The following is a 17,770-nucleotide window of genomic DNA, read 5'->3' as shown; positions in this document are numbered from 1 at the left end:
TCCGCAAGAACGAGAAGTCGCAACACGCCGTTCCGAAAGCCGCGCAGACGGCGTGTTGCGACTTCTCGAGCGACGGTCGCGGCCGTCTGCGCGGCCGCCGGGAGACGCCCGAACGCCGAAGCAACGCGCGCCTCGCCGCACGGGTCTCGCGCGGATGTCACAACCCAGGCGAGACGTCGCAACACGCCGCGCGCAACGCGGAGGCGACGGCGTGTTGCGACGTTTCGCGGGGAGGGCAACGCGCGGCTCCACCGCGCGTGACGACCCGGGCGCGGCGTAACACGGTGGTAATGTGACCGGGTGCACATCGCCCGACTTCTTCTTAGCGGCCGCGACGAGTCCTAGTTTCCAGGCCTCCCTCGTCGCGGAGTTCTTTCGCGGGCTTGATCCCTTCTGAGGAGAGCACCAGAACAATGAGCACCCCCACCCCCGCGGCATCCGTCATCTCGGATCGCCCCCGCACGCTGGCGGAGAAGGTCTGGGACGACCACCTGGTCGTCAAGGGCGAGGACGGCCAGCCCGACCTCATCTACATCGACCTCCACCTGGTCCACGAGGTCACGAGCCCGCAGGCCTTCGACGGCCTCCGCTCCGAGGGCCGGCCGCTGCGCCGCCTCGACCTCACCATCGCCACCGAGGACCACAACACCCCGACGCTCGAGATCGACAAGCCGATCGCCGACCTCACCAGCCGCACCCAGATCGAGACGCTGCGGCGCAACGCCGCGGAGTTCGGCGTGCGCCTGCACTCGCTCGGCGACAAGGAACAGGGCATCGTCCACGTCGTCGGTCCTCAGCTGGGCCTCACGATGCCGGGCATCACCGTCGTCTGCGGCGACTCGCACACCTCCACGCACGGCGCGTTCGGCGCGATGGCGTTCGGCATCGGCACCAGCGAGGTCGAGCACGTCATGGCCACCCAGACGCTGCCGCTCACGCCGTTCAAGACGATGGCGATCACCGTGGAGGGCGAACTCCGCGAGGGCGTCACGGCGAAGGACATCATCCTGGCGGTCATCGCGAAGATCGGCACGGGCGGCGGGCAGGGCTACGTGCTCGAGTACCGCGGCAGCGCGATCCGCTCCCTCTCGATGGAGGGCCGCATGACGATCTGCAACATGTCGATCGAGGCCGGCGCCCGCGCCGGCATGGTCGCGCCCGACGAGACGACGTTCGCCTATGTGAAGGGGCGTCCGCACGCGCCCACCGGGCAGGACTGGGACGACGCCGTCGCCTACTGGCGCACCCTTCCGAGCGACGAGGGCGCCGTCTACGACGCCGAGGTGTTCCTGGATGCCGCCGAGCTCGAGCCTTTCGTCACCTGGGGCACCAACCCCGGCCAGGGCGTCTCGCTGTCCGACGTCGTGCCCACGCCCGCCGACATCGCCGACCCCAATGAGCGGGCCGCCGCCGAGCGTGCCCTCGAGTACATGGACCTCGTCCCCGGCACGCCGCTGAAGGACGTCGCCGTCGACGCGGTGTTCATGGGCTCCTGCACCAACAGCCGCATCGAGGACCTCCGCGCCTTCGCGTCGATCATCCAGGGCCGCACCAAGGCGCCGGGCGTCCGCGTCATGGTCGTGCCCGGATCCGCGCGCGTGCGCCTGGAGGCCGAGGCCGAGGGCATCGACAAGATCGTCACCGACTTCGGCGCCGAGTGGCGCTTCGCCGGCTGCTCGATGTGCCTGGGGATGAACCCCGACCAGCTCGCCCCGGGGGAGCGCTGCGCCTCCACGAGCAACCGCAACTTCGAGGGCCGGCAGGGAAAGGGCGGTCGCACCCACCTCGTCTCGCCCCTCGTCGCCGCGGCGACCGCGATCCGCGGCACGCTGTCGAGTCCGAGCGATCTGGTGCGCGAGAAGGTCGAGGCCTGAGCATGGAGAAGTTCCTGACCCACACCGGCGTCGTCGCCCCGCTGAAGCGATCGAACGTCGACACCGACCAGATCATCCCCGCCGTCTACCTCAAGCGCGTCACCAAGACGGGCTTCGAGGACGCGCTCTTCGCCAACTGGCGGCAGGACCCCGAGTTCGTGCTGAACCAGCCGGCCTTCGCCGGAGCATCCGTGCTCGTCGCCGGTCCCGACTTCGGCACCGGCTCCAGCCGCGAGCACGCCGTCTGGGCGCTCCGCGACTTCGGCTTCGCCGTGGTGCTCAGCCCGAAGTTCGCCGACATCTTCCGCGGCAACTCCGGCAAGCAGGGTCTGCTGGCCGGCGTCATCTCCGAGGAGGACGTGCACCGGATCTGGGAGGCGGTGGATGCTGCGCCCGGCGTGCGGATGACCGTCGACCTCGAGCAGCGCGTGGCCACCCTGGGCGACCTCCAGGTGCCCTTCGACATCGACGATTACACTAGGTGGCGGCTTCTCGAAGGGCTCGACGACATCGGGCTCACCCTGCGCAACGAGGACAGGATCGCGCAGTTCGAAGCGCGCCGGGAGGCGTGGCGGCCTCGGACGCTGCCCGTTCCCTGACCCGGGGTCCGCTCCACGAGAGCGCTCCACCCCTCCGCTCCGCCCTCGACCACACAGATGAGGTTCCTCCTATGAAGACACTGCTCAACGACGCCGACTCCGCAGGAGGACCCGAGGCGGCGCTGTCGGGGGAGACCATCCGCATCCGCGGCGGTCGGCCGCTGCGCGGGCGTGTCGAGGTCAAGGGCGCGAAGAACCTGGTCACGAAGGCGATGGTGGCCGCCCTCCTCGGAGACACGCCCAGCACGCTGCGCGACGTCCCCGACATCAGCGACGTCAAGGTCGTGCGCTCGCTCCTCGAGGTGCACGGCGTGCGCGTCGAGTCCGGCGCCGAGGAGGGCACGCTCCACTTCGACCCGAGCGGTGCGGTCGCCGCGCACTTCGAGGAGATCGATGCGCACGCCGGCGCATCCCGTATTCCGATCCTCTTCTGCGGCCCGCTGCTGCACCTCCTCGGCGAGGCGCTCATCCCCGATCTCGGCGGCTGCCGCATCGGCGACCGTCCGATCAACTTCCACATGGACGCGCTCCGCGCGTTCGGCGCCATCGTCGACAAGAGCTACGAGGGCATCCGCATCACCGCCCCCGACGGCCTGCACGGCGCGAACATCGAGCTGCCGTACCCGAGCGTCGGGGCGACCGAGCAGGTGCTGCTGACCGCCGTGCGCGCAAAGGGCACCACCGAGCTGCGCAACGCGGCCATCGAGCCCGAGATCATGGACCTGATCGCCGTGCTGCAGAAGATGGGCGCCATCATCTCCTACGAGCCGAACCGCGTGCTCCTCATCGAGGGCGTCGACTCGCTACGCGGCTACGACCACCGCGCGATCTTCGATCGCAACGAGGCGGCCTCGTGGGCCTGCGCCGCGCTGGCCACCGACGGCGACATCTTCGTCGGCGGAGCGCGCCAGCAGGAGATGCTCACCTTCCTCAACGTCTTCCGCAAGGCCGGTGGCTGGTTCGACGTCCGCGAGGACGGCATCCAGTTCCGCCGCGGCGATCGCCTGACGCCCGTCGTCGTCGAGACGGACGTGCACCCCGGATTCATGACCGACTGGCAGCAGCCGCTGATTGTCGCGCTGACGCAGGCCCAGGGCACCTCCGTCGTGCACGAGACGGTCTACGAGAACCGTCTCGGCTTCACCGAGGCGCTCGTCCAGATGGGCGCCGACATCGTCGTGCATCCGCAGGGCATCGACAGCCCCGAGCGGCGGGTGCCGCGGCGCGCACTCGAGCAGGCCGCCGTGGTCACCGGCCCGACGCCGCTCCACGGCGCCGAGGTCGTCGTCCCCGACCTCCGCGGCGGCTACAGCTACGTGATCGCCGCCCTCGCCGCGCAGGGCGAGTCGGTCGTGTCGAACATGGGCATCATCCGCCGCGGGTACGAGAAGTTCTTCGCCAAGCTCGACGCGCTCGGTGCCGACTTCGACGTCATCGGCTGAGCCATGGCCCGGACCGAACAGAGCGACGCCCGCGAGCCCCGTCCTTTCGTCTTCCGCTTCCTGGCCGCCATCGTGGTGCCGCTGGTGTCGGTGCTGGCCAGGATCCGCGTCCGGCCCGGCGACGAGATGCCGCGCACCGGCGCCTACGTGCTCGCCCCCAACCACTACACCGAGATCGACCCGCTGATCGTGGCGGTCGCGGTCTGGCGCCTGGGCCGCCCGCCCCGCTTCCTCGCGAAGGAGAGCCTCTTCCGCGCTCCCGTGCTCGGCTGGGCGCTGAAGGCCACCGGCATGGTGCCCGTCGCGCGATCGAGCTCGAGCGCGTCGGCGAAGCAGACGCTGCAGGCCTCCGAGTCGCTGGTGCGCCACGGCCGCGGCGTGATCGTCTACCCCGAGGGCACGCTCACCCGCGACCCCGACATGTGGCCCATGCGCGGCAAGACCGGTGCCGTCCGCCTGGCGCTCGAGGCCGGCATCCCGCTCATCCCGATGGCCCACTGGGGAGCTCAGGCCGTCATGGCCCGCTACGGCAAGAAGGTGAGCCTCTGGCCGCCGCGCAAGCCCGTGACCGTCGCCGTCGGCGCTCCCGTCGACCTCTCCGACCTGCAGGGCCGGCACATGTCTCCCGCCGTCCTCAACGAGGCCACGACGCGCCTGATGAACGCCATCACCGTCCTGCTCGAGGAGCTGCGCGACGAGAAGGCTCCCGCCGAGCGCTGGAACCCGTCGGCGCACGGGCAGAGGGAGACGGGGCGCCTTGAGCCGTAGAGCGGAATCCGCGGTCCTTCCCCGCGTCGCCGTCATCGGAGCCGGCAGCTGGGGCACGACCTTCGGCAAGATCCTGGCCGACGGCGGCGCGCACGTGACGATGTGGGCGCGGCGCCCCGAGCTGGCCACCGAGATCAACGAGGCCAAGCGCAACAGCGGCTATCTGCCCGGCATCAACCTGCCGCGCTCCATGACGGCCACGGCACGGCTGTCCGAGGCGCTCGACGGCGCCGAGCAGGTCTACCTCTCCATCCCGAGCCAGGCGCTGCGCGAGAACCTCACGGCGCTGCGCTCACTCGTCGAGGGCACGGACGCCCCGCTCGTCTCGCTCATGAAGGGCGTCGAGAAGCGCACCGGACTGCGGATGAGCCAGGTCATCGAGCAGGAGCTGGCCTGCGATCCGGCCCGCATCGCCGTCGCATCCGGGCCGAACCTCGCGCTCGAGATCGCCCGCGAGCAGCCCACCGCCGCGGTCATCTCCTCCGTCAGCCAGGAGACGGCCGATGCGGTCGCGCGTCGCGCACGCAACAGCTACTTCCGCACGTTCGTCAACACGGATGTCATCGGCACCGAGTTCGGCGGCGTGCTCAAGAACCTCATCGCCGTGGCGATCGGCATCGTCGACGGCGTCGGCTACGGCGAGAACACGAAGGCGTCGATCATCACCCGCGGACTGGTGGAGATGACCGACTTCGCCGTCGCCCAGGGCGCGCACCCCGAGACGCTGCAGGGTCTGGCCGGACTCGGCGACCTGATCGCCACGTGCCAGTCGCCCCTCAGCCGCAACAACACCGCGGGCCGACTGCTGGGCCAGGGCTACTCCTTCCAGGACGTGGTCAAGCAGATGAACCAGACGGCCGAGGGCCTGGCGTCGGTGGCGCCGGTGCTCCAGCTCGCCCGCGAGGCCGGCGTGGAGATGCCCATCGTCGAGCAGGTGAAGAGGGTGCTGGACGGGACCATGAAGCCGCGGGACATCGCGCCGCATCTCACGACGGACGACGACACCCCGAAGGGGGAGAGGACGCAGAATGGACAAGCCGGTGGTGGTGGTGCTCTTTGGAGGTCGCTCCAGCGAACACTCGATCAGTTCCGCCACGGCGGGGGGCGTCCTTCGCGCGATCAATCGTGACCGCTTCCGGGTGATCCCCGTCGGCATCACCCCGGCGGGAGCCTTCATCCTCGAGGACGACGACCCCGACAAGTTCGCGCTCGATCCGGAGCGGATGCCGCGGGTCGAGGACAACGGCACGCGCATCGTCTGGCCGGAGGCCGCGGGATCGTCCACGCTGCGGGTCCGCCGCGCGGACGGCCGGGAGGAGGACCTCGGACGCGTCGACGTCGTGCTGCCGATCCTGCACGGTCCGCACGGCGAGGACGGCACCATCCAGGGGTTCCTCGACACGGTCGAGCTGCCGTACGCCGGCGGCGGGGTGCTGGATTCGGCCCTCTGCATGGACAAGCACTTCATGAAGATCGCGCTGCAGGCCGCGGGCGTGCCCGTGGCGCCGTGGATCACGCTGCGCGCCGCCGACTGGTCGGGCGACCGGAGCGCAGGCGCCGCGCGCATCGCCGAGCGCGCTTCCGGCCTCGAGCTGCCGTGGTTCGTCAAACCCGCCCGCGCGGGCTCCAGCGTCGGCGTCTCGAAGGTCGACACCGTCGACGAGCTCGCGGAGGCGCTCGACATCGCCTTCGCCGAAGACGACAAGGTGCTCGTCGAGCAGGGCCTTCACGGCCGCGAGATCGAGGTCGGCGTGCTCGAGGGGCGCGGCGGCAAACCCGCACGGTCGTCGCTCCCCGGCGAGATCGTCCTCACCGGACGCTCGTTCTACGACTTCGAGGGCAAGTACCTCGGCGGCGACGGGGTGGACGTCGTCTGCCCGGCCACGATGTCGGACGACGATGCGGCCGCGTGCCGCGAGATGGCGCTCCGCGCCTTCGACGCGGTGGACGGTCGGGGGCTCGCCCGCGTCGACTTCTTCCTCACCGACGCAGGACCCGTCGTCAACGAGCTCAACACCATGCCCGGCTTCACGCCCGTCTCGATGTTCCCCAAGTGCTGGATCGCCACCGGCATGACCTACGCCGAGCTGATCTCCGAGCTGATCGACACCGCGCTCGAGCGCGGCTGAGCGTTCACGACGCGGGAGTCGGTGCGGGCGTCGACGTGTCCGCGGGCGCCGGCGTCGTCTCCGGGTCGGGCACGAGCGTCGCGTCCTCCCGGTCGACGCACTGCCCGTCGACCGGCAGCTGAGAGACGATCGGCGACAGCGCGTCGAGCACCTCACGGCTCGAGACGCCCTGCACTCGGTCGTTGCTCTGGGTGTCGAGGAAGAGCTCGATCGCGGGTGTGCGACCGAAGGTCGTCACCCGGTAGGTGGGCGCCTGCGACTCGTCGACGATCCAGTCGACACCGCTGACGGTGTCGCACCGCAGCGTGGTCGGTCCCGGAGGCGTCACACCGCAGGTGAACAGCACGGTGGCGGGGTCGCCCCACGCGGCGGTGCTCTGCGCATCCGTCCAACGGCGCGACTGACCCGAGAGCGTGTCCGGGAGGCGCACCATCATCTCCGCGCATCCCGTCTCGTTCGCGCTCGGGGCCGCCGCCATCGACACCGTCGATGCGCACCCGGACACGGATGCCGCGGTCACCACGAGCAGCAGGGCGACGAGCGGACGGGCGAGTCGGAGCATCCCTCCAGGCTACCCGGCGGGCCGCGCGTCCCCCTGAGAACGCCCTCGGTGCCGCGCGCGTTAGGGTCGTCGGATGACCTCCGCCGCAGCCGCCGATCCGACCGTCGGCGAGCTGAGCGAGGCGGAGGTGCTGGCCGCGGTGCTGGCGCAGCTCGGACCCTCCGCGGCCGAGCTCGGCCCGGGGGACGACGCCGCCGTCATCGCGATGCCCGACGGCAGGGTCGTCGCCACCACCGACACGCTCGTGCACGGTCCCGACTTCCGGCTGGCGTGGTCGAGCGCGCTCGAACTGGGATGGAAGTCCGCGGCCGTGAACCTCGCCGACGTCGCGGCGATGGGCGCGCGGCCGGTGGCGCTCCTCGTCGCGCTGGCGATGCCCGACAGGACGCGTCTCTCCTTCGCCGTCGACCTCGCCCGGGGCCTCCGCGACGCGTGCGACACGCTCGCACCCGGGTGCCGGGTGGAGGGCGGCGACCTCACTGCCTCCGACACGCTGACGATCGCGGTGACGGCGCTCGGCTCCCTCGACGGCCGGGCCCCGGTGACGCGCGCCGGCGCGCGGCCCGGCGATGTGGTCGCGATCGCCGGCGACCTGGGCCGAGCGGCACGGGGCCTCGACGTGCTCTTCGAGCGGTTCCGGGATGCCGCGGGCACCCCGGTCGCGGTCGACCCGTCGCTGCTCTGCGACGACGAGCGCGCGGCGCTCCGCGCTCAGCTCCGGCCCGCGCCGCCCATCCTGCTCGGCGTCGCCGCGGCGGCGGCGGGCGCGAAGGCCATGATGGACGTGTCGGACGGACTCCTGCTCGACGCGCGACGGCTGGCCGCGGCATCCGGTGTCACGCTCGCCCTCCGAGCCGACACGCTGGGAGACGATCCCGACCTCGCTCTGCGCGGCGGTGAGGACCACGCGCTGCTCGCCGTCTTCCCGGCGGGAGCGGCGCTGCCGGAGGGTTTCCGCGTCGTCGGCGACGTCATCGCCGGGGGGGCCGACCGGGTGCTCGTCGACGGCACCGCGCCGTCCGGCCGCGGCGGCTGGGACCCCTACCGCGACTGGGACGCCGCCCGGGGCTGAGCAGCGGCCTGCGTCAGGGTCCGCCCCACCACATCGTGGTGTCGCCGTACGAGCGGTCGCGCTCCGCGCGCAGACCCGCGGCCTCCCAATCCGGGCGCGGGGAGCGGCGTCCGCGCTCGACGACGACCACCGCGTCGGGGGAGAGCAGGGGGGCGAGGGCCGCGAGGACCTCGTCGAGAGCGGCATCGGTCACGTCGTAGGGGGGATCGAGGAACACCAGGTCGTACGGCCCGCGCGCGGTGCGCAGGAAGGCCGCGACCGCCGCGCGGTGGACCGAGACGGACGCGGATGCCGCGGCTCCCGGGGCCGTGACCTTGCGTGCGTTGCGCCGCGCGACGTCCGCCGCAGCGGCGTCGCGCTCGACGAGGTCGGCCGACGCCGCGCCGCGGCTGACCGCCTCGAGGCCGAGGGCGCCGGACCCGGCGTAGAGGTCGAGCACCCGCGCGCCGTCGAGGGCGTCGGCCGATTCGAGCGACCCGAAGAGCGACTCGCGCACCCGATCGCTGGTCGGCCGGGTGCCGCTGCCGGGCACGTCCAGCGTGATGCCGCCGGCACGGCCCGAGATGATGCGCGTCACCCCTCCCACGATATCGGCGCGATCCCTATGCTCAGCCTCAGGCTCGTCGTCGCGGCATCCGCTCGCCGGCGCCCAGGGCCGCCGTCGGAAGGAGACCGACGTGCACCGCACCGCCCACCTCGCCGCCGCAGCCGTCGCCGTCGTGCTCACCCTGAGCCTCGCGGGATGCGCGGGCGACCCCTCAGCCGCTCCGACGACGTCGGCGCAGACGGTCACGCCGACGAAGACCCCCTCGCCCACGCCCTCGCCCTCCGCGACCCCGACGTCCACGCCGACACCCACCGTCGTGCCGGCGAACATCCCGACCAGCTGCGACGCCCTCGGCAGCGGTCCCGAGCGCCAGGAGGCGGTCGGCGACCTGCGGCTCCAGGGCGACGGCGTCGGCTTCGTGCGCCCGGCACCGGAGGGGGCCACCCTCGCGCTGGGATGCGACTGGATCATCGGCGACGCGACCGGCATCCTCGTGCTCCTCAGCACTGCTCCCGCGGACGCCGTGACGACGGCGGTGGGCACGTTGGCGGGTCTCGGCTACCAGTGCCAGTTCTCCGACGACTTCGGCGCGCAGTTCTGCAGCAAGCCGGGTACGTCGGCCGACACCGAGGAGATGATCGTCGCCCGTGACGACGTCTGGCTTTACATGTCGACGTCGAACCGCAACGGGCGGGGCTACCTCTCGAACATCTCCACCCAGCTGTGGGGATGAGCCCGCACTGAGGGTCGGCGCCCGCGTCCGTCAGCCGGCGGTCGGCCGGGTCGAACGGGCCGGCCGGGTCGGACGCCCGATCTATGCTCGTGTGCATGCCGGACTTCGCCCTCGAATCGCGCCTCGACGGCGCGGTCGGCGGCAAGACGGCCGGCGCCCTCGAACGGGCCTTCGGGATGCACACCGTGGGCGATCTCCTCGCGCACTACCCGCGCCGCTACGCCCGCCGCGGCGAGCTGACCGCCATCACGTCGCTTCCGGTGGGCGAGCCGGTGACGATCGTCGCCGAGGTGAGGCGCTCCTCGGAACGGCGCATGCAGAACCGCAAGGGCTCCCTGCTGGAGGTCGTCATCAGCGACGGGCAGGGGGAGCTGTCGCTGACGTTCTTCAATCAGGCCTGGCGGATCAAGGATCTGCGCCCGGGCCGCCGCGGCATCTTCTCGGGAAAGGTGGGGGAGTACCGCAGCTCCCTGCAGCTGACCAACCCCGACTACGAGCTGTTCGACGACGAGGCCACCGCGCAGATGACCGCGGAGGCCAACGCGAACCTCCCCATCCCGATCTACCCCGCCACGGGCACCGTGGCCAGCTGGCAGATCGCGAAGATCGTGCAGCTCGTGCTCGACGGCCTCGGGCCCGTTCCCGACCCGCTCCCCGACGAGTTCCGCCGGCACCGCGGCCTGCTGCCGGCGCGCACGGCCATCGAGAAGATCCACCGTCCCGGCTTCGAGGACGAGATCGAGCCAGCTCGGGCGACGCTGCGCATGCACGAGGCGTTCGTGCTGCAGGCGGCGCTGCTGCAGCAGCGGCAGTTCGTGCGGGCGATGTCCGCGACCCGCCGCGCGGCGGCCGAGGGCGGTCTCCTCGAGCGCTTCGACGCGGCGCTGCCCTTCTCCCGCACGCCCGACCAGGAGTCGGTCGGCGACCGCATCGCCCGCGACCTGGTGGGCGACTGGCCGATGAACCGGCTGGTGCAGGGCGAGGTCGGCTCCGGCAAGACGCTCGTCGCCCTCCGCGCCATGCTGCAGGTGGCCGAGAGCGGCGGTCAGTCGGCGCTGATCGCCCCCACCGAGGTGCTCGCCGCGCAGCATGTCCGATCCATCGCCCGGATGCTGGGGCCGCAGCTGGCCCCGCTGCTCATGCCCACGCTGCTCACCGGCCAGCAGCCGGCCGCCGAGCGCCGCAAGGCCGCCCTGCGCGCCGCGTCCGGGCAGGCGCTCATCGTCGTCGGCACCCACGCGCTCCTCAGCGAGTCGACGACGTTCGCCGACCTCGGACTGGTCGTCGTGGACGAGCAGCACCGCTTCGGCGTCGAGCAGCGCGAGGTGCTCCGCGCCAAGGGGATGGCTCCGCACGCGCTCGTGCTGACCGCCACGCCGATCCCGCGCACCGTCGCCATGACGGTCTTCGGCGACCTGGACGTCTCGACCATCCGCACGCTGCCGGCCGGACGCGCCGGCATCCAGAGCTTCGTGGCCCCCCTCGCCGAGAAGCCGGCGTGGTTCGGGCGCGTCTGGGACCGCATCGCGGAGGAGGTGGGCAAGGGCCACCAGGCGTTCGTGGTGTGCCCGGCGATCGACTCCGACACGGCCGCGAAGGACGGCGCCGACGAGCCCGCGGCGCCGGAGGACGAGGACGATGGCGAGCCCACCCGCATGCGCTGGGGCGTCGTGCAGGCCGCGGACGTGCTGTCGCGGCATCCGGCGTTCTCGTCGATCCGCGTGGAGATCCTGCACGGCAAGATGCCTTCGGACCAGAAGGACGCGGTCATGCAGGCCTTCGCCCGCGGCGACATCGACGTGCTCGTGGCCACGACCGTGGTCGAGGTCGGCGTCGACGTGGCCAACGCCTCGACGATGGCCATCCTCGAGGCCGACCGCTTCGGCGTCTCGCAGCTCCACCAGCTCCGCGGTCGCGTCGGCCGTGGCGGCGTGCCCGGCCTCTGCCTGCTCGTGACCGAGGCGCCCCTCGGCACCCCGGCGCGCGAGCGCGTGGAGGCCGTCGCCGCGACGACCGACGGGTTCGAGCTCGCCGAGGTCGACCTCACCCTGCGCGGCGAGGGCGACGTGCTCGGCGACCGTCAGTCCGGCGTGCGGTCGTCCCTGCGCCTGCTGCGGGTGGTGGCCGACGCCGACATCATCGCCGAGGCGCGCGCGGAGGCGGAGCAGGTGCTCGACGAGGACCCCGCCCTGCAGCGGCACCGCGAGCTGGCGGCGGCGATCGAGCGGCGCGTGGGGTCGCAGGAACGCGCCGCCCTCGCGAAGAACTGACAGACGGCCTGGGTAGGCTGAGTCCATGAACAGCCGGATCGCCGTCGTCCCGGGGTCGTTCGACCCGCCGACGCTCGGACACCTCGACGTGATCCGCCGGGCGGCGGCGCTCTACGACCGGCTGCACGTGCTCGTCGTGCACAACCCGGGCAAGGAGGCGATGCTTCCCATCGCCCAGCGTCTGGCGCTGCTGGAGCAGTCGATCGCGGAGGGCGACGTCGAGGGCGACGTCGTCGTCGCCTCCTGGTCGATGGGCCTGCTGGTGGACTACGCGACCGACGTCGATGCCGGTGTGCTGGTGAAAGGCATCCGCTCGCAGGTCGATGTCGCGTACGAGACGCCCATGGCGATCGTGAACCGTCACCTCGCCCACGTCGAGACGGTGTTCCTCCTGCCCGATCCGGCGCATGCGATGGTGTCGAGCTCGCTCGTGCGCCAGGTGGCCGGCCTAGGCGGCGACGTGTCACCGTTCGTCCCGCCGGCCGTGGCCCGCTTCCTCGACCCCGAGGCCGCCGCCCGCTGATCCGGCTTCTCCGACCGGACGGTACGATTGTCTGTCGTGAGCAGGTATCGACCAGGACCATTCGCGCTGCATGTGCGCGACATCGTGCGCGCTCCGGGCGAGATGCGCGAGTTCGCGTTCTCGGTGCCCGCGCCCGAGAAATGGGGCGAGGGCCTCGTCTCCGTGAAGCAGGGCGAGCCCGTCGACATCGACGTCCGCGTCGAGTCCGTGCATGAGGGCATGCTCGTCTCCGGCACCATCGACAGCGAGTACTCCGGCATCTGCGGACGATGCCTCACCGACATCGTCCAGCCTGTCGAAGTCGAGATCCAGGAGCTTTTCACGTATCCTGGACACGAGACAGCTGATTTCGAAGTTCAAGACGACCACGTGGATCTTGAAAGTCTGGTCAGAGATGCGATAGTCCTGTCGCTTCCGTTTCAGCCGGTGTGTCAGCCGGATTGCCCCGGCCTCGATCCGGCCACGGGCGAGCGTCTGGCCACCAGCCCCGTCTCAGAGCAGACCGGCGCCCCGGATCCCCGGTGGGCCGCGCTCCAGGACTACACCCGAGACCACGACGACGACTCCCCGCGCTCCGCGCCCGGGGACACCGCCGTCCGGAACACAGAAGAGAGCTGATAATGGCAGGTAACCCCCCGAAGCGGAAAGTCTCGCGCTCGAACACCCGTTCGCGCCGCGCGCAGTGGAAGGCGGAGCCCACCCCCCTGGTGAAGACCGTCGAGAACGGCAAGGTCGTCTACAGCCGTCCCCACCAGGCCAAGGTCGTCACCGACTCGCAGGGCACCGAACTCTTCCTGGAGTACAAGGGCCGCAAGGTCGCCGACGTCTGATCCGCTCGCGCGGCAGACTGTGACCGACGTCACCACCGAGCGCTCGGCGCTCACCGACAAGCTCGGGGTCATCATCGACCCCGAGCTTCTGTCGCTTGCCCTCACGCATCGGTCGTGGGCCTACGAGCACGGCCAGGTGCCCCACAATGAGCGGCTCGAGTTCCTCGGCGACTCCATCCTCGGCCAGGCCGTGACGGTGCGCCTCTTCACCGCGCACCCGGAGCTCGACGAGGGCTCGCTGGCCAAGCGCCGCGCCAGCGTCGTCTCGACCGTCGCGCTCGCAGAGGTCGCCCGCGGCATCGGTCTCGGGCAGCATGTGCTGCTCGGCCGGGGTGAGGACCAGACCGGCGGTCGCGACAAGGACTCGATCCTCGCCGACACCATGGAGGCCGTCCTCGGCGCCGCCTATCTGTCGGCCGGACCCGATGCGGCCACCGCCCTCGTGCTGCGTCTGGTCGAGCCGCTGCTCGCCGACCCCGAGCGGCACGGCGCCGCGATGGACCCGAAGACCAGCCTGCAGGAGCTGGCGGCCCGCGCCGGCGTGGCGCCCCCGACCTACGCCATCGAGTCGTCCGGTCCCGACCACGACCGACGCTTCGCCGCGACCGTGAAGGTGGGCGGAGTCTCGGCCATGGGTGTGGGATCCAGCAAGAAGCAGGCCGAGATGGCCGCCGCGCTGCTCGCGTGGCGCACCATGAGCGACGCGGTCTGAGCGTCGGTGCCCGAACTCCCCGAGGTCGAGGTCGTCCGCGCCGGGCTGGAGCCCGCCGTGACGGGCGCGACCGTCCTGGCCGTCACCGTCGTGGATGAGCGTGCGCTGACGCGACACACCGCCGGAGCGCTCGACTTCGAGAGCGCCCTGACCGGCCGTCGTCTGGCGGGCGCGGCGCGGCGCGGCAAGTTCCTCTGGATGCCGCTGGCAGAGCAGGAGGTGCAGACCGCGCTGGTGGCGCACCTCGGGATGAGCGGACAGCTGCTGCTGCGGCCGGCCGGCGCCGCGCCCGAGCGGCACGAGCGCATCCGGCTCGACGTCGAGCATCCCCAGCACGGCGAACTCGCGGTCGTCTTCGCCGACCAGCGCACCTTCGGCTCGCTCGCGCTCGACACGCTCACCGCCACGCCGGACGGGGCGGCCGGCGGCCGCGGCACCGACGTCGCCGCGGTTCCGCGGCAGGTCGCGCACATCGCGCGCGACCCGCTCGACCCCGCATTCCGCGACACGGTGTTCCGATCGGCGCTCCGGGGCAAGGGCTCGGCGATCAAGCGCGTGCTGCTGGACCAGACCACGGTGAGCGGCATCGGCAACATCTACGCCGACGAGGCACTGTGGGCGGCGCGGATCCATCCCGAGACGCCCGCCCGTGACCTCGCGCCCCGTGCCGTCACGCGCCTCCTCGCGGAGATCCGCGCCGTGCTCGAGCGTGCGCTTGCCGAGGGCGGCACCAGCTTCGACGCGCAGTACGTCAACGTGAACGGCCAGGCGGGGTACTTCGCCCACTCGCTGAACGCATACGGTCGCACCGGACAGCCCTGCCCGCGCTGCGGGCGGCCGATCACCCGCGTCTCCTTCATGAACCGCTCGAGCCACTACTGCCCGAGATGCCAGCGGATGCCGCGGGTGCCGGCCGTCGCGTGACGACCGGCCCGCGGCATCCGGTCATCACAGCGTCTTCTGCCACGCTCCGGCCACCGAGACGCCGACGAAGCCGATGGCCTCGTTGATGTCGAGCATCGGCCGGTTCTCCTCCGCGTTGAAGGTCGACACGAAGGGCGACTCGGGCGCGATGTCGCGCCAGCGGAGGAGGTTCGCGCACTTGACGACCGTGCCGAGGCGGTGACCCCGGTGCTCGCGCAGCACGAGGGTGCCCCACTGGCTCGTCGCGGAATCGGCGGGACCGGCGAGGGCCAGCTCGTTGTAGGCGACGATCGTGCCCGACGGCTCGTGCAGCACGGCGGACACCGACACGGTGGTGCCGGCCGCCTGGAGGCGTGCGTCCCGACGACGCACGCGCGCGGCATCCCACACCTCCTCGTCCCAGACGAGATCACCCGCCGGAACGTCCGTCGACATCCGCGAGATCGGGTAGGCGATCTTCTCGACCCACTCGTCGGGCGTCGGCAGTGTCCACGCGATCGGGCGGTAGTCCGGTCCGGCCGCGGCGAGGGCCTCGGCGAGCATCGCCTCCACGAGGGGGAGGGGCTCCCGCAGGTCGAGGACGCTGTTGCGCTCCACCTGCTCGAGCGCGTAGCCGTGCGCGACCATCAGCCGGGTCTGCCGGTCGTCGGCGGGCACCGAACCCCACCCCGTCCCCGGCACCAGCTTCTCGCCGGGCGTGTCCGCCCGGTGGAGGGAGTAGGTCTGCACGACGGGGATGCCGTGACGACGTGCTTCGTCCTCGGCGGCCGCGAGCAGCATCTCCTCGATGCCCTCGCCCCACCGGTCGGGCGAGACCAGAAGGTCGAACTCGAGACTGCGGGGCGCGTCGCCGTTCTGGTGGACGGTCGTCACGATGCCGAGCACCTCGTCCCCGGCCTCGACGGCGTAGCCGACCTGCGTGCGGTCGACCTGCTCCTGCCACGACGGGAGGAGCTCCTGGGCCGTGTGGTCGAGGTGGTCGTGTCCGGCGTCGTGCCGGCAGACCGCGGTGCCGATCTCGGCGATCGCGCGGAAGAGGCGAGCGTCGTCGCCGTCCAGCGTCTGCGGGACGGGGATCCTGGTGAGGGCGAGTGCGGTGGCGGGGCGGGTCATGCGAGCACCTTCTTCCAGGCGCCCTCGTAGGTGAGGGGGACGAAGCCGATGGCTTCGTTGATGTCGAGCATGGGACGGTTCTCCTCTGCGTTGTAGGTGATGACGCGCGGCGAGGCGGGGGCCACGTCGCGCCAGGCTCGGAGGTTCTCGGTCTTCACGAGCATGCCGAGCCGGTGCCCGCGGTGCTCGGACAGCACGAGGGTGTCCTCCTGCTGCGTGGCGGCCGTGCGGTCCTTGCCGATGACGAGCTCGTTGAACGCGCACAGCTCGCCGGTGGCGATGTGCTGCGCCGCGGTGACCTGCAGCCTGCGTCCGGCCTGCGTGTACTTGGCGTCATGGGCCGCGACGCGAGCCGCGTCCCACACCTCGTCGTCGAACTCGATGCCCGCCGAGGGCGCGTCGGTGATCATGCGCGACTTCATCCAGCCGTAGCCCGAGACGAACTCCTCCGGCGTCGGGGCGATCCAGTGCACGGTGCGATAGCCGTCGGCCGCGGCGCGCGCGTCGGCGGCCAGGGCGTCCACCCGGTCGAACGAGCCGGTCAGGTCGAAGACGCTGCAGCGCTCGATCTGCTCCAGGGTGTGTCCGTGACGCAGGAAGAAGCGGGCACCGTGGTCCTCCGGGATGCTGCCGAACCCGGTCGGCGGCTGCAGCCGTCTGCCCGGTGCGTCCGGGTGCTCCGCCCACGCCTGCAGGACGGTGCGTCCGAATGAGCGGGCCGTCTGCTCCACGAGGTCGTGACCGGCGCTGCCGATGCCGCGACCCCACGTCTCGCGCAGCAGCTCGATCAGCCAGAACGACACCTTCGAGCCCTCCTCGAGCGGGATGTCGCAGCCGACCCGCCCGATGGGCCGGCCCTCCTCGAGCACCAGCCACAGGTGGCGGCGCTGGTAGTCATCGGGCTGGTACATGGGCAGCAGCTCGTCGGGCGGCAGCGAGTTGTCATCGTGGCCGGAGATCTCGCGGTACACGGCGTTGCGGACCGCCACATGGTCGGCGAAGTCGCGGGCGGCATCGCTGCCGTCCATGGTCGGGGGGATGGTGAGGAGCCGGAACTCCACTCCGCGCGGTGCGGTCGGCGCGGTGTTCGACATGACGGTGTCCTTCGTTCGAGGCGTGAGGTGCGGTGCGGTGCAGTTCAGTTCAGGTGCGGTGTGCGGGTCCGGACGGGGCCGGACCCGCACACCGTGAGCTCGTGCGCGATCAGCGCCACGAGCGGGTCGCGAGCAGGAGCCGTGCGTGAGCGGCCTCCCGCTCGTACTGGTCGCGGATCTCCCGATGCGCGCGGGCCGCGTATCGCTCACGCAGTTGGGCCCGCTGCTGCGCCCGGCGCGAGGAGCGCAGGAGCAGCCAGAGGCCGAGCCGGAGCGAGAGCCGGTCGAGGACCGATCCGCGCTCCGCGGCGGCGATGGCCGGACGCACGTCCTGCACATCGGACAGCGCCTGTTGCGGCGGATGGTGATGAAGCGTGTTCTGCATGGTGATGCTCTTTCGTGAGAAGGGTGTGCCCGGAGGGTGGCGGAGATGGCGGAAGGACGGCGCGTCCCGCGCCGAGGCGAACGGGTTGCGGCGACACGAGATGCCCCCCGGAACACGCCGGAGGGGCGTCGAGGCGGGGCGCAGCGCGAAGCAGGCGGGACGACACGACCGGATGAGACCGGAGCGTCATCGA

At 71.7% G+C, this 17,770-nt stretch carries 19 protein-coding genes; 14 read left to right on the top strand and 5 right to left on the bottom strand.

What is annotated here, in order from left to right:
* The first annotated feature begins 413 nt into the window (after window positions 1–413).
* The 6 genes from leuC (at window position 414) to CVS47_RS08320 (ending at window position 6,812) form a co-directional block, all read left to right on the top strand.
* Window positions 414–1,874: a 3-isopropylmalate dehydratase large subunit gene (leuC, locus tag CVS47_RS08345; RefSeq protein ID WP_127095672.1), complete on the top strand. Its 1,461-nt coding sequence runs from the start codon at window positions 414–416 to the stop codon at window positions 1,872–1,874.
* A gap of 2 nt (window positions 1,875–1,876) precedes the next feature.
* A complete protein-coding gene (gene leuD / locus CVS47_RS08340; RefSeq protein ID WP_127095671.1) occupies window positions 1,877–2,473 on the top strand; it encodes a 3-isopropylmalate dehydratase small subunit in 597 nt (198 codons plus the stop codon).
* 71 nt (window positions 2,474–2,544) lie between these two features.
* On the top strand, window positions 2,545–3,915 hold the full coding sequence (gene murA, locus CVS47_RS08335) for a UDP-N-acetylglucosamine 1-carboxyvinyltransferase (RefSeq protein WP_127095670.1): 1,371 nt from the start codon (window positions 2,545–2,547) through the stop codon (window positions 3,913–3,915).
* A gap of 3 nt (window positions 3,916–3,918) precedes the next feature.
* Window positions 3,919–4,683 carry a lysophospholipid acyltransferase family protein gene (locus CVS47_RS08330; protein WP_127095669.1) on the top strand — a complete coding sequence of 255 codons (765 nt, stop codon included), beginning with the start codon at window positions 3,919–3,921 and terminating at the stop codon, window positions 4,681–4,683.
* Window positions 4,673–5,812 carry an NAD(P)H-dependent glycerol-3-phosphate dehydrogenase gene (locus CVS47_RS08325; protein ID WP_127095668.1) on the top strand — a complete coding sequence of 380 codons (1,140 nt, stop codon included), beginning with the start codon at window positions 4,673–4,675 and terminating at the stop codon, window positions 5,810–5,812. The genes CVS47_RS08330 and CVS47_RS08325 overlap by 11 nt, the downstream gene beginning before the upstream one ends.
* The gene (locus CVS47_RS08320; RefSeq protein WP_127095667.1) at window positions 5,712–6,812 is read left to right on the top strand and encodes a D-alanine--D-alanine ligase family protein; all 1,101 of its coding nucleotides are present in this window, start codon (window positions 5,712–5,714) and stop codon (window positions 6,810–6,812) included. Before CVS47_RS08325 ends, CVS47_RS08320 begins: the two co-directional genes overlap by 101 nt.
* 4 nt (window positions 6,813–6,816) lie before the next feature.
* Here the strand turns inward: CVS47_RS08320 and CVS47_RS08315 are convergent, their stop codons facing one another.
* Window positions 6,817–7,374: a DUF3515 family protein gene (locus CVS47_RS08315; protein WP_127095666.1), complete on the bottom strand. Its 558-nt coding sequence runs from the start codon at window positions 7,372–7,374 to the stop codon at window positions 6,817–6,819.
* Window positions 7,375–7,447: 73 nt separating this feature from the next.
* On the opposite strand from CVS47_RS08315, the gene thiL reads away from it, so the two are divergent.
* Window positions 7,448–8,446 carry a thiamine-phosphate kinase gene (gene thiL, locus CVS47_RS08310; protein WP_127095665.1) on the top strand — a complete coding sequence of 333 codons (999 nt, stop codon included), beginning with the start codon at window positions 7,448–7,450 and terminating at the stop codon, window positions 8,444–8,446.
* A gap of 13 nt (window positions 8,447–8,459) precedes the next feature.
* On the opposite strand, the gene rsmD is transcribed toward thiL, so the two are convergent.
* Window positions 8,460–9,023: a 16S rRNA (guanine(966)-N(2))-methyltransferase RsmD gene (rsmD, locus tag CVS47_RS08305; RefSeq protein ID WP_127095664.1), complete on the bottom strand. Its 564-nt coding sequence runs from the start codon at window positions 9,021–9,023 to the stop codon at window positions 8,460–8,462.
* Between the two features lie 100 nt (window positions 9,024–9,123).
* On the opposite strand from rsmD, the gene CVS47_RS08300 reads away from it, so the two are divergent.
* The 7 genes from CVS47_RS08300 (at window position 9,124) to mutM (ending at window position 14,985) form a co-directional block, all read left to right on the top strand.
* The gene (locus tag CVS47_RS08300) at window positions 9,124–9,726 is read left to right on the top strand and encodes a hypothetical protein (RefSeq protein WP_127095663.1); all 603 of its coding nucleotides are present in this window, start codon (window positions 9,124–9,126) and stop codon (window positions 9,724–9,726) included.
* Window positions 9,727–9,821: 95 nt separating this feature from the next.
* Window positions 9,822–11,996 (top strand): ATP-dependent DNA helicase RecG, encoded by a 2,175-nt coding sequence (locus tag CVS47_RS08295; protein WP_127095662.1) that lies wholly within the window; start codon window positions 9,822–9,824, stop codon window positions 11,994–11,996.
* A 25-nt stretch (window positions 11,997–12,021) separates the two neighbouring features.
* On the top strand, window positions 12,022–12,519 hold the full coding sequence (gene coaD, locus CVS47_RS08290; protein WP_127095661.1) for a pantetheine-phosphate adenylyltransferase: 498 nt from the start codon (window positions 12,022–12,024) through the stop codon (window positions 12,517–12,519).
* Window positions 12,520–12,621: 102 nt separating this feature from the next.
* Entirely contained in the window at window positions 12,622–13,137 is a 516-nt protein-coding gene (locus tag CVS47_RS08285; protein WP_127097258.1) for a YceD family protein, read from the top strand.
* Window positions 13,138–13,139: 2 nt separating this feature from the next.
* Entirely contained in the window at window positions 13,140–13,349 is a 210-nt protein-coding gene (gene rpmF / locus CVS47_RS08280) for a 50S ribosomal protein L32 (protein WP_127095660.1), read from the top strand.
* A 19-nt stretch (window positions 13,350–13,368) separates the two neighbouring features.
* Window positions 13,369–14,061, top strand: a complete 693-nt coding sequence (gene rnc, locus CVS47_RS08275; RefSeq protein ID WP_127095659.1) for a ribonuclease III — start codon at window positions 13,369–13,371, stop codon at window positions 14,059–14,061.
* Between the two features lie 6 nt (window positions 14,062–14,067).
* Complete coding sequence (gene mutM / locus CVS47_RS08270) at window positions 14,068–14,985, top strand: bifunctional DNA-formamidopyrimidine glycosylase/DNA-(apurinic or apyrimidinic site) lyase (protein ID WP_127095658.1); 918 nt, start codon at window positions 14,068–14,070, stop codon at window positions 14,983–14,985.
* 24 nt (window positions 14,986–15,009) lie between these two features.
* Here mutM and CVS47_RS08265 read toward each other — a convergent pair whose 3' ends face one another.
* The 3 genes from CVS47_RS08265 to CVS47_RS08255 form a co-directional block, all read right to left on the bottom strand.
* Window positions 15,010–16,098, bottom strand: a complete 1,089-nt coding sequence (locus tag CVS47_RS08265; protein WP_127095657.1) for a GNAT family N-acetyltransferase — start codon at window positions 16,096–16,098, stop codon at window positions 15,010–15,012.
* Window positions 16,095–17,192 carry a GNAT family N-acetyltransferase gene (locus CVS47_RS08260; RefSeq protein ID WP_127095656.1) on the bottom strand — a complete coding sequence of 366 codons (1,098 nt, stop codon included), beginning with the start codon at window positions 17,190–17,192 and terminating at the stop codon, window positions 16,095–16,097. Before CVS47_RS08260 ends, CVS47_RS08265 begins: the two co-directional genes overlap by 4 nt.
* A 109-nt stretch (window positions 17,193–17,301) precedes the next feature.
* Window positions 17,302–17,577 (bottom strand): hypothetical protein, encoded by a 276-nt coding sequence (locus CVS47_RS08255; RefSeq protein WP_127095655.1) that lies wholly within the window; start codon window positions 17,575–17,577, stop codon window positions 17,302–17,304.
* Window positions 17,578–17,770: the final 193 nt, after the last annotated feature.

This window comes from Microbacterium lemovicicum (assembly GCF_003991875.1).
Lineage (GTDB): Bacteria > Actinomycetota > Actinomycetes > Actinomycetales > Microbacteriaceae > Microbacterium > Microbacterium lemovicicum.
The sequence above is the reverse complement of the archived record's forward strand: the minus strand, read 5'-3'. Positions and strand labels throughout refer to the sequence as shown.

Excerpts from the sequence above, each read along its gene's own strand:
- CVS47_RS08265 (WP_127095657.1), bottom strand. The coding sequence starts at position 16,098 with ATGACCCGCCCCGCCACCGCACTCGCCCTCACCAGGATCCCCGTCCCG.
- CVS47_RS08260 (WP_127095656.1), bottom strand. The coding sequence starts at position 17,192 with ATGTCGAACACCGCGCCGACCGCACCGCGCGGAGTGGAGTTCCGGCTC.
- CVS47_RS08320 (WP_127095667.1), top strand. The coding sequence starts at position 5,712 with ATGGACAAGCCGGTGGTGGTGGTGCTCTTTGGAGGTCGCTCCAGCGAA.
- CVS47_RS08285 (WP_127097258.1), top strand. The coding sequence starts at position 12,622 with ATGCGCGAGTTCGCGTTCTCGGTGCCCGCGCCCGAGAAATGGGGCGAG.
- murA (WP_127095670.1), top strand. The coding sequence starts at position 2,545 with ATGAAGACACTGCTCAACGACGCCGACTCCGCAGGAGGACCCGAGGCG.
- CVS47_RS08295 (WP_127095662.1), top strand. The coding sequence starts at position 9,822 with ATGCCGGACTTCGCCCTCGAATCGCGCCTCGACGGCGCGGTCGGCGGC.
- CVS47_RS08255 (WP_127095655.1), bottom strand. The coding sequence starts at position 17,577 with ATGCAGAACACGCTTCATCACCATCCGCCGCAACAGGCGCTGTCCGAT.
- leuC (WP_127095672.1), top strand. The coding sequence starts at position 414 with ATGAGCACCCCCACCCCCGCGGCATCCGTCATCTCGGATCGCCCCCGC.
- leuD (WP_127095671.1), top strand. The coding sequence starts at position 1,877 with ATGGAGAAGTTCCTGACCCACACCGGCGTCGTCGCCCCGCTGAAGCGA.
- thiL (WP_127095665.1), top strand. The coding sequence starts at position 7,448 with ATGACCTCCGCCGCAGCCGCCGATCCGACCGTCGGCGAGCTGAGCGAG.
- CVS47_RS08330 (WP_127095669.1), top strand. The coding sequence starts at position 3,919 with ATGGCCCGGACCGAACAGAGCGACGCCCGCGAGCCCCGTCCTTTCGTC.
- rpmF (WP_127095660.1), top strand. The coding sequence starts at position 13,140 with ATGGCAGGTAACCCCCCGAAGCGGAAAGTCTCGCGCTCGAACACCCGT.
- coaD (WP_127095661.1), top strand. The coding sequence starts at position 12,022 with ATGAACAGCCGGATCGCCGTCGTCCCGGGGTCGTTCGACCCGCCGACG.
- CVS47_RS08315 (WP_127095666.1), bottom strand. The coding sequence starts at position 7,374 with ATGCTCCGACTCGCCCGTCCGCTCGTCGCCCTGCTGCTCGTGGTGACC.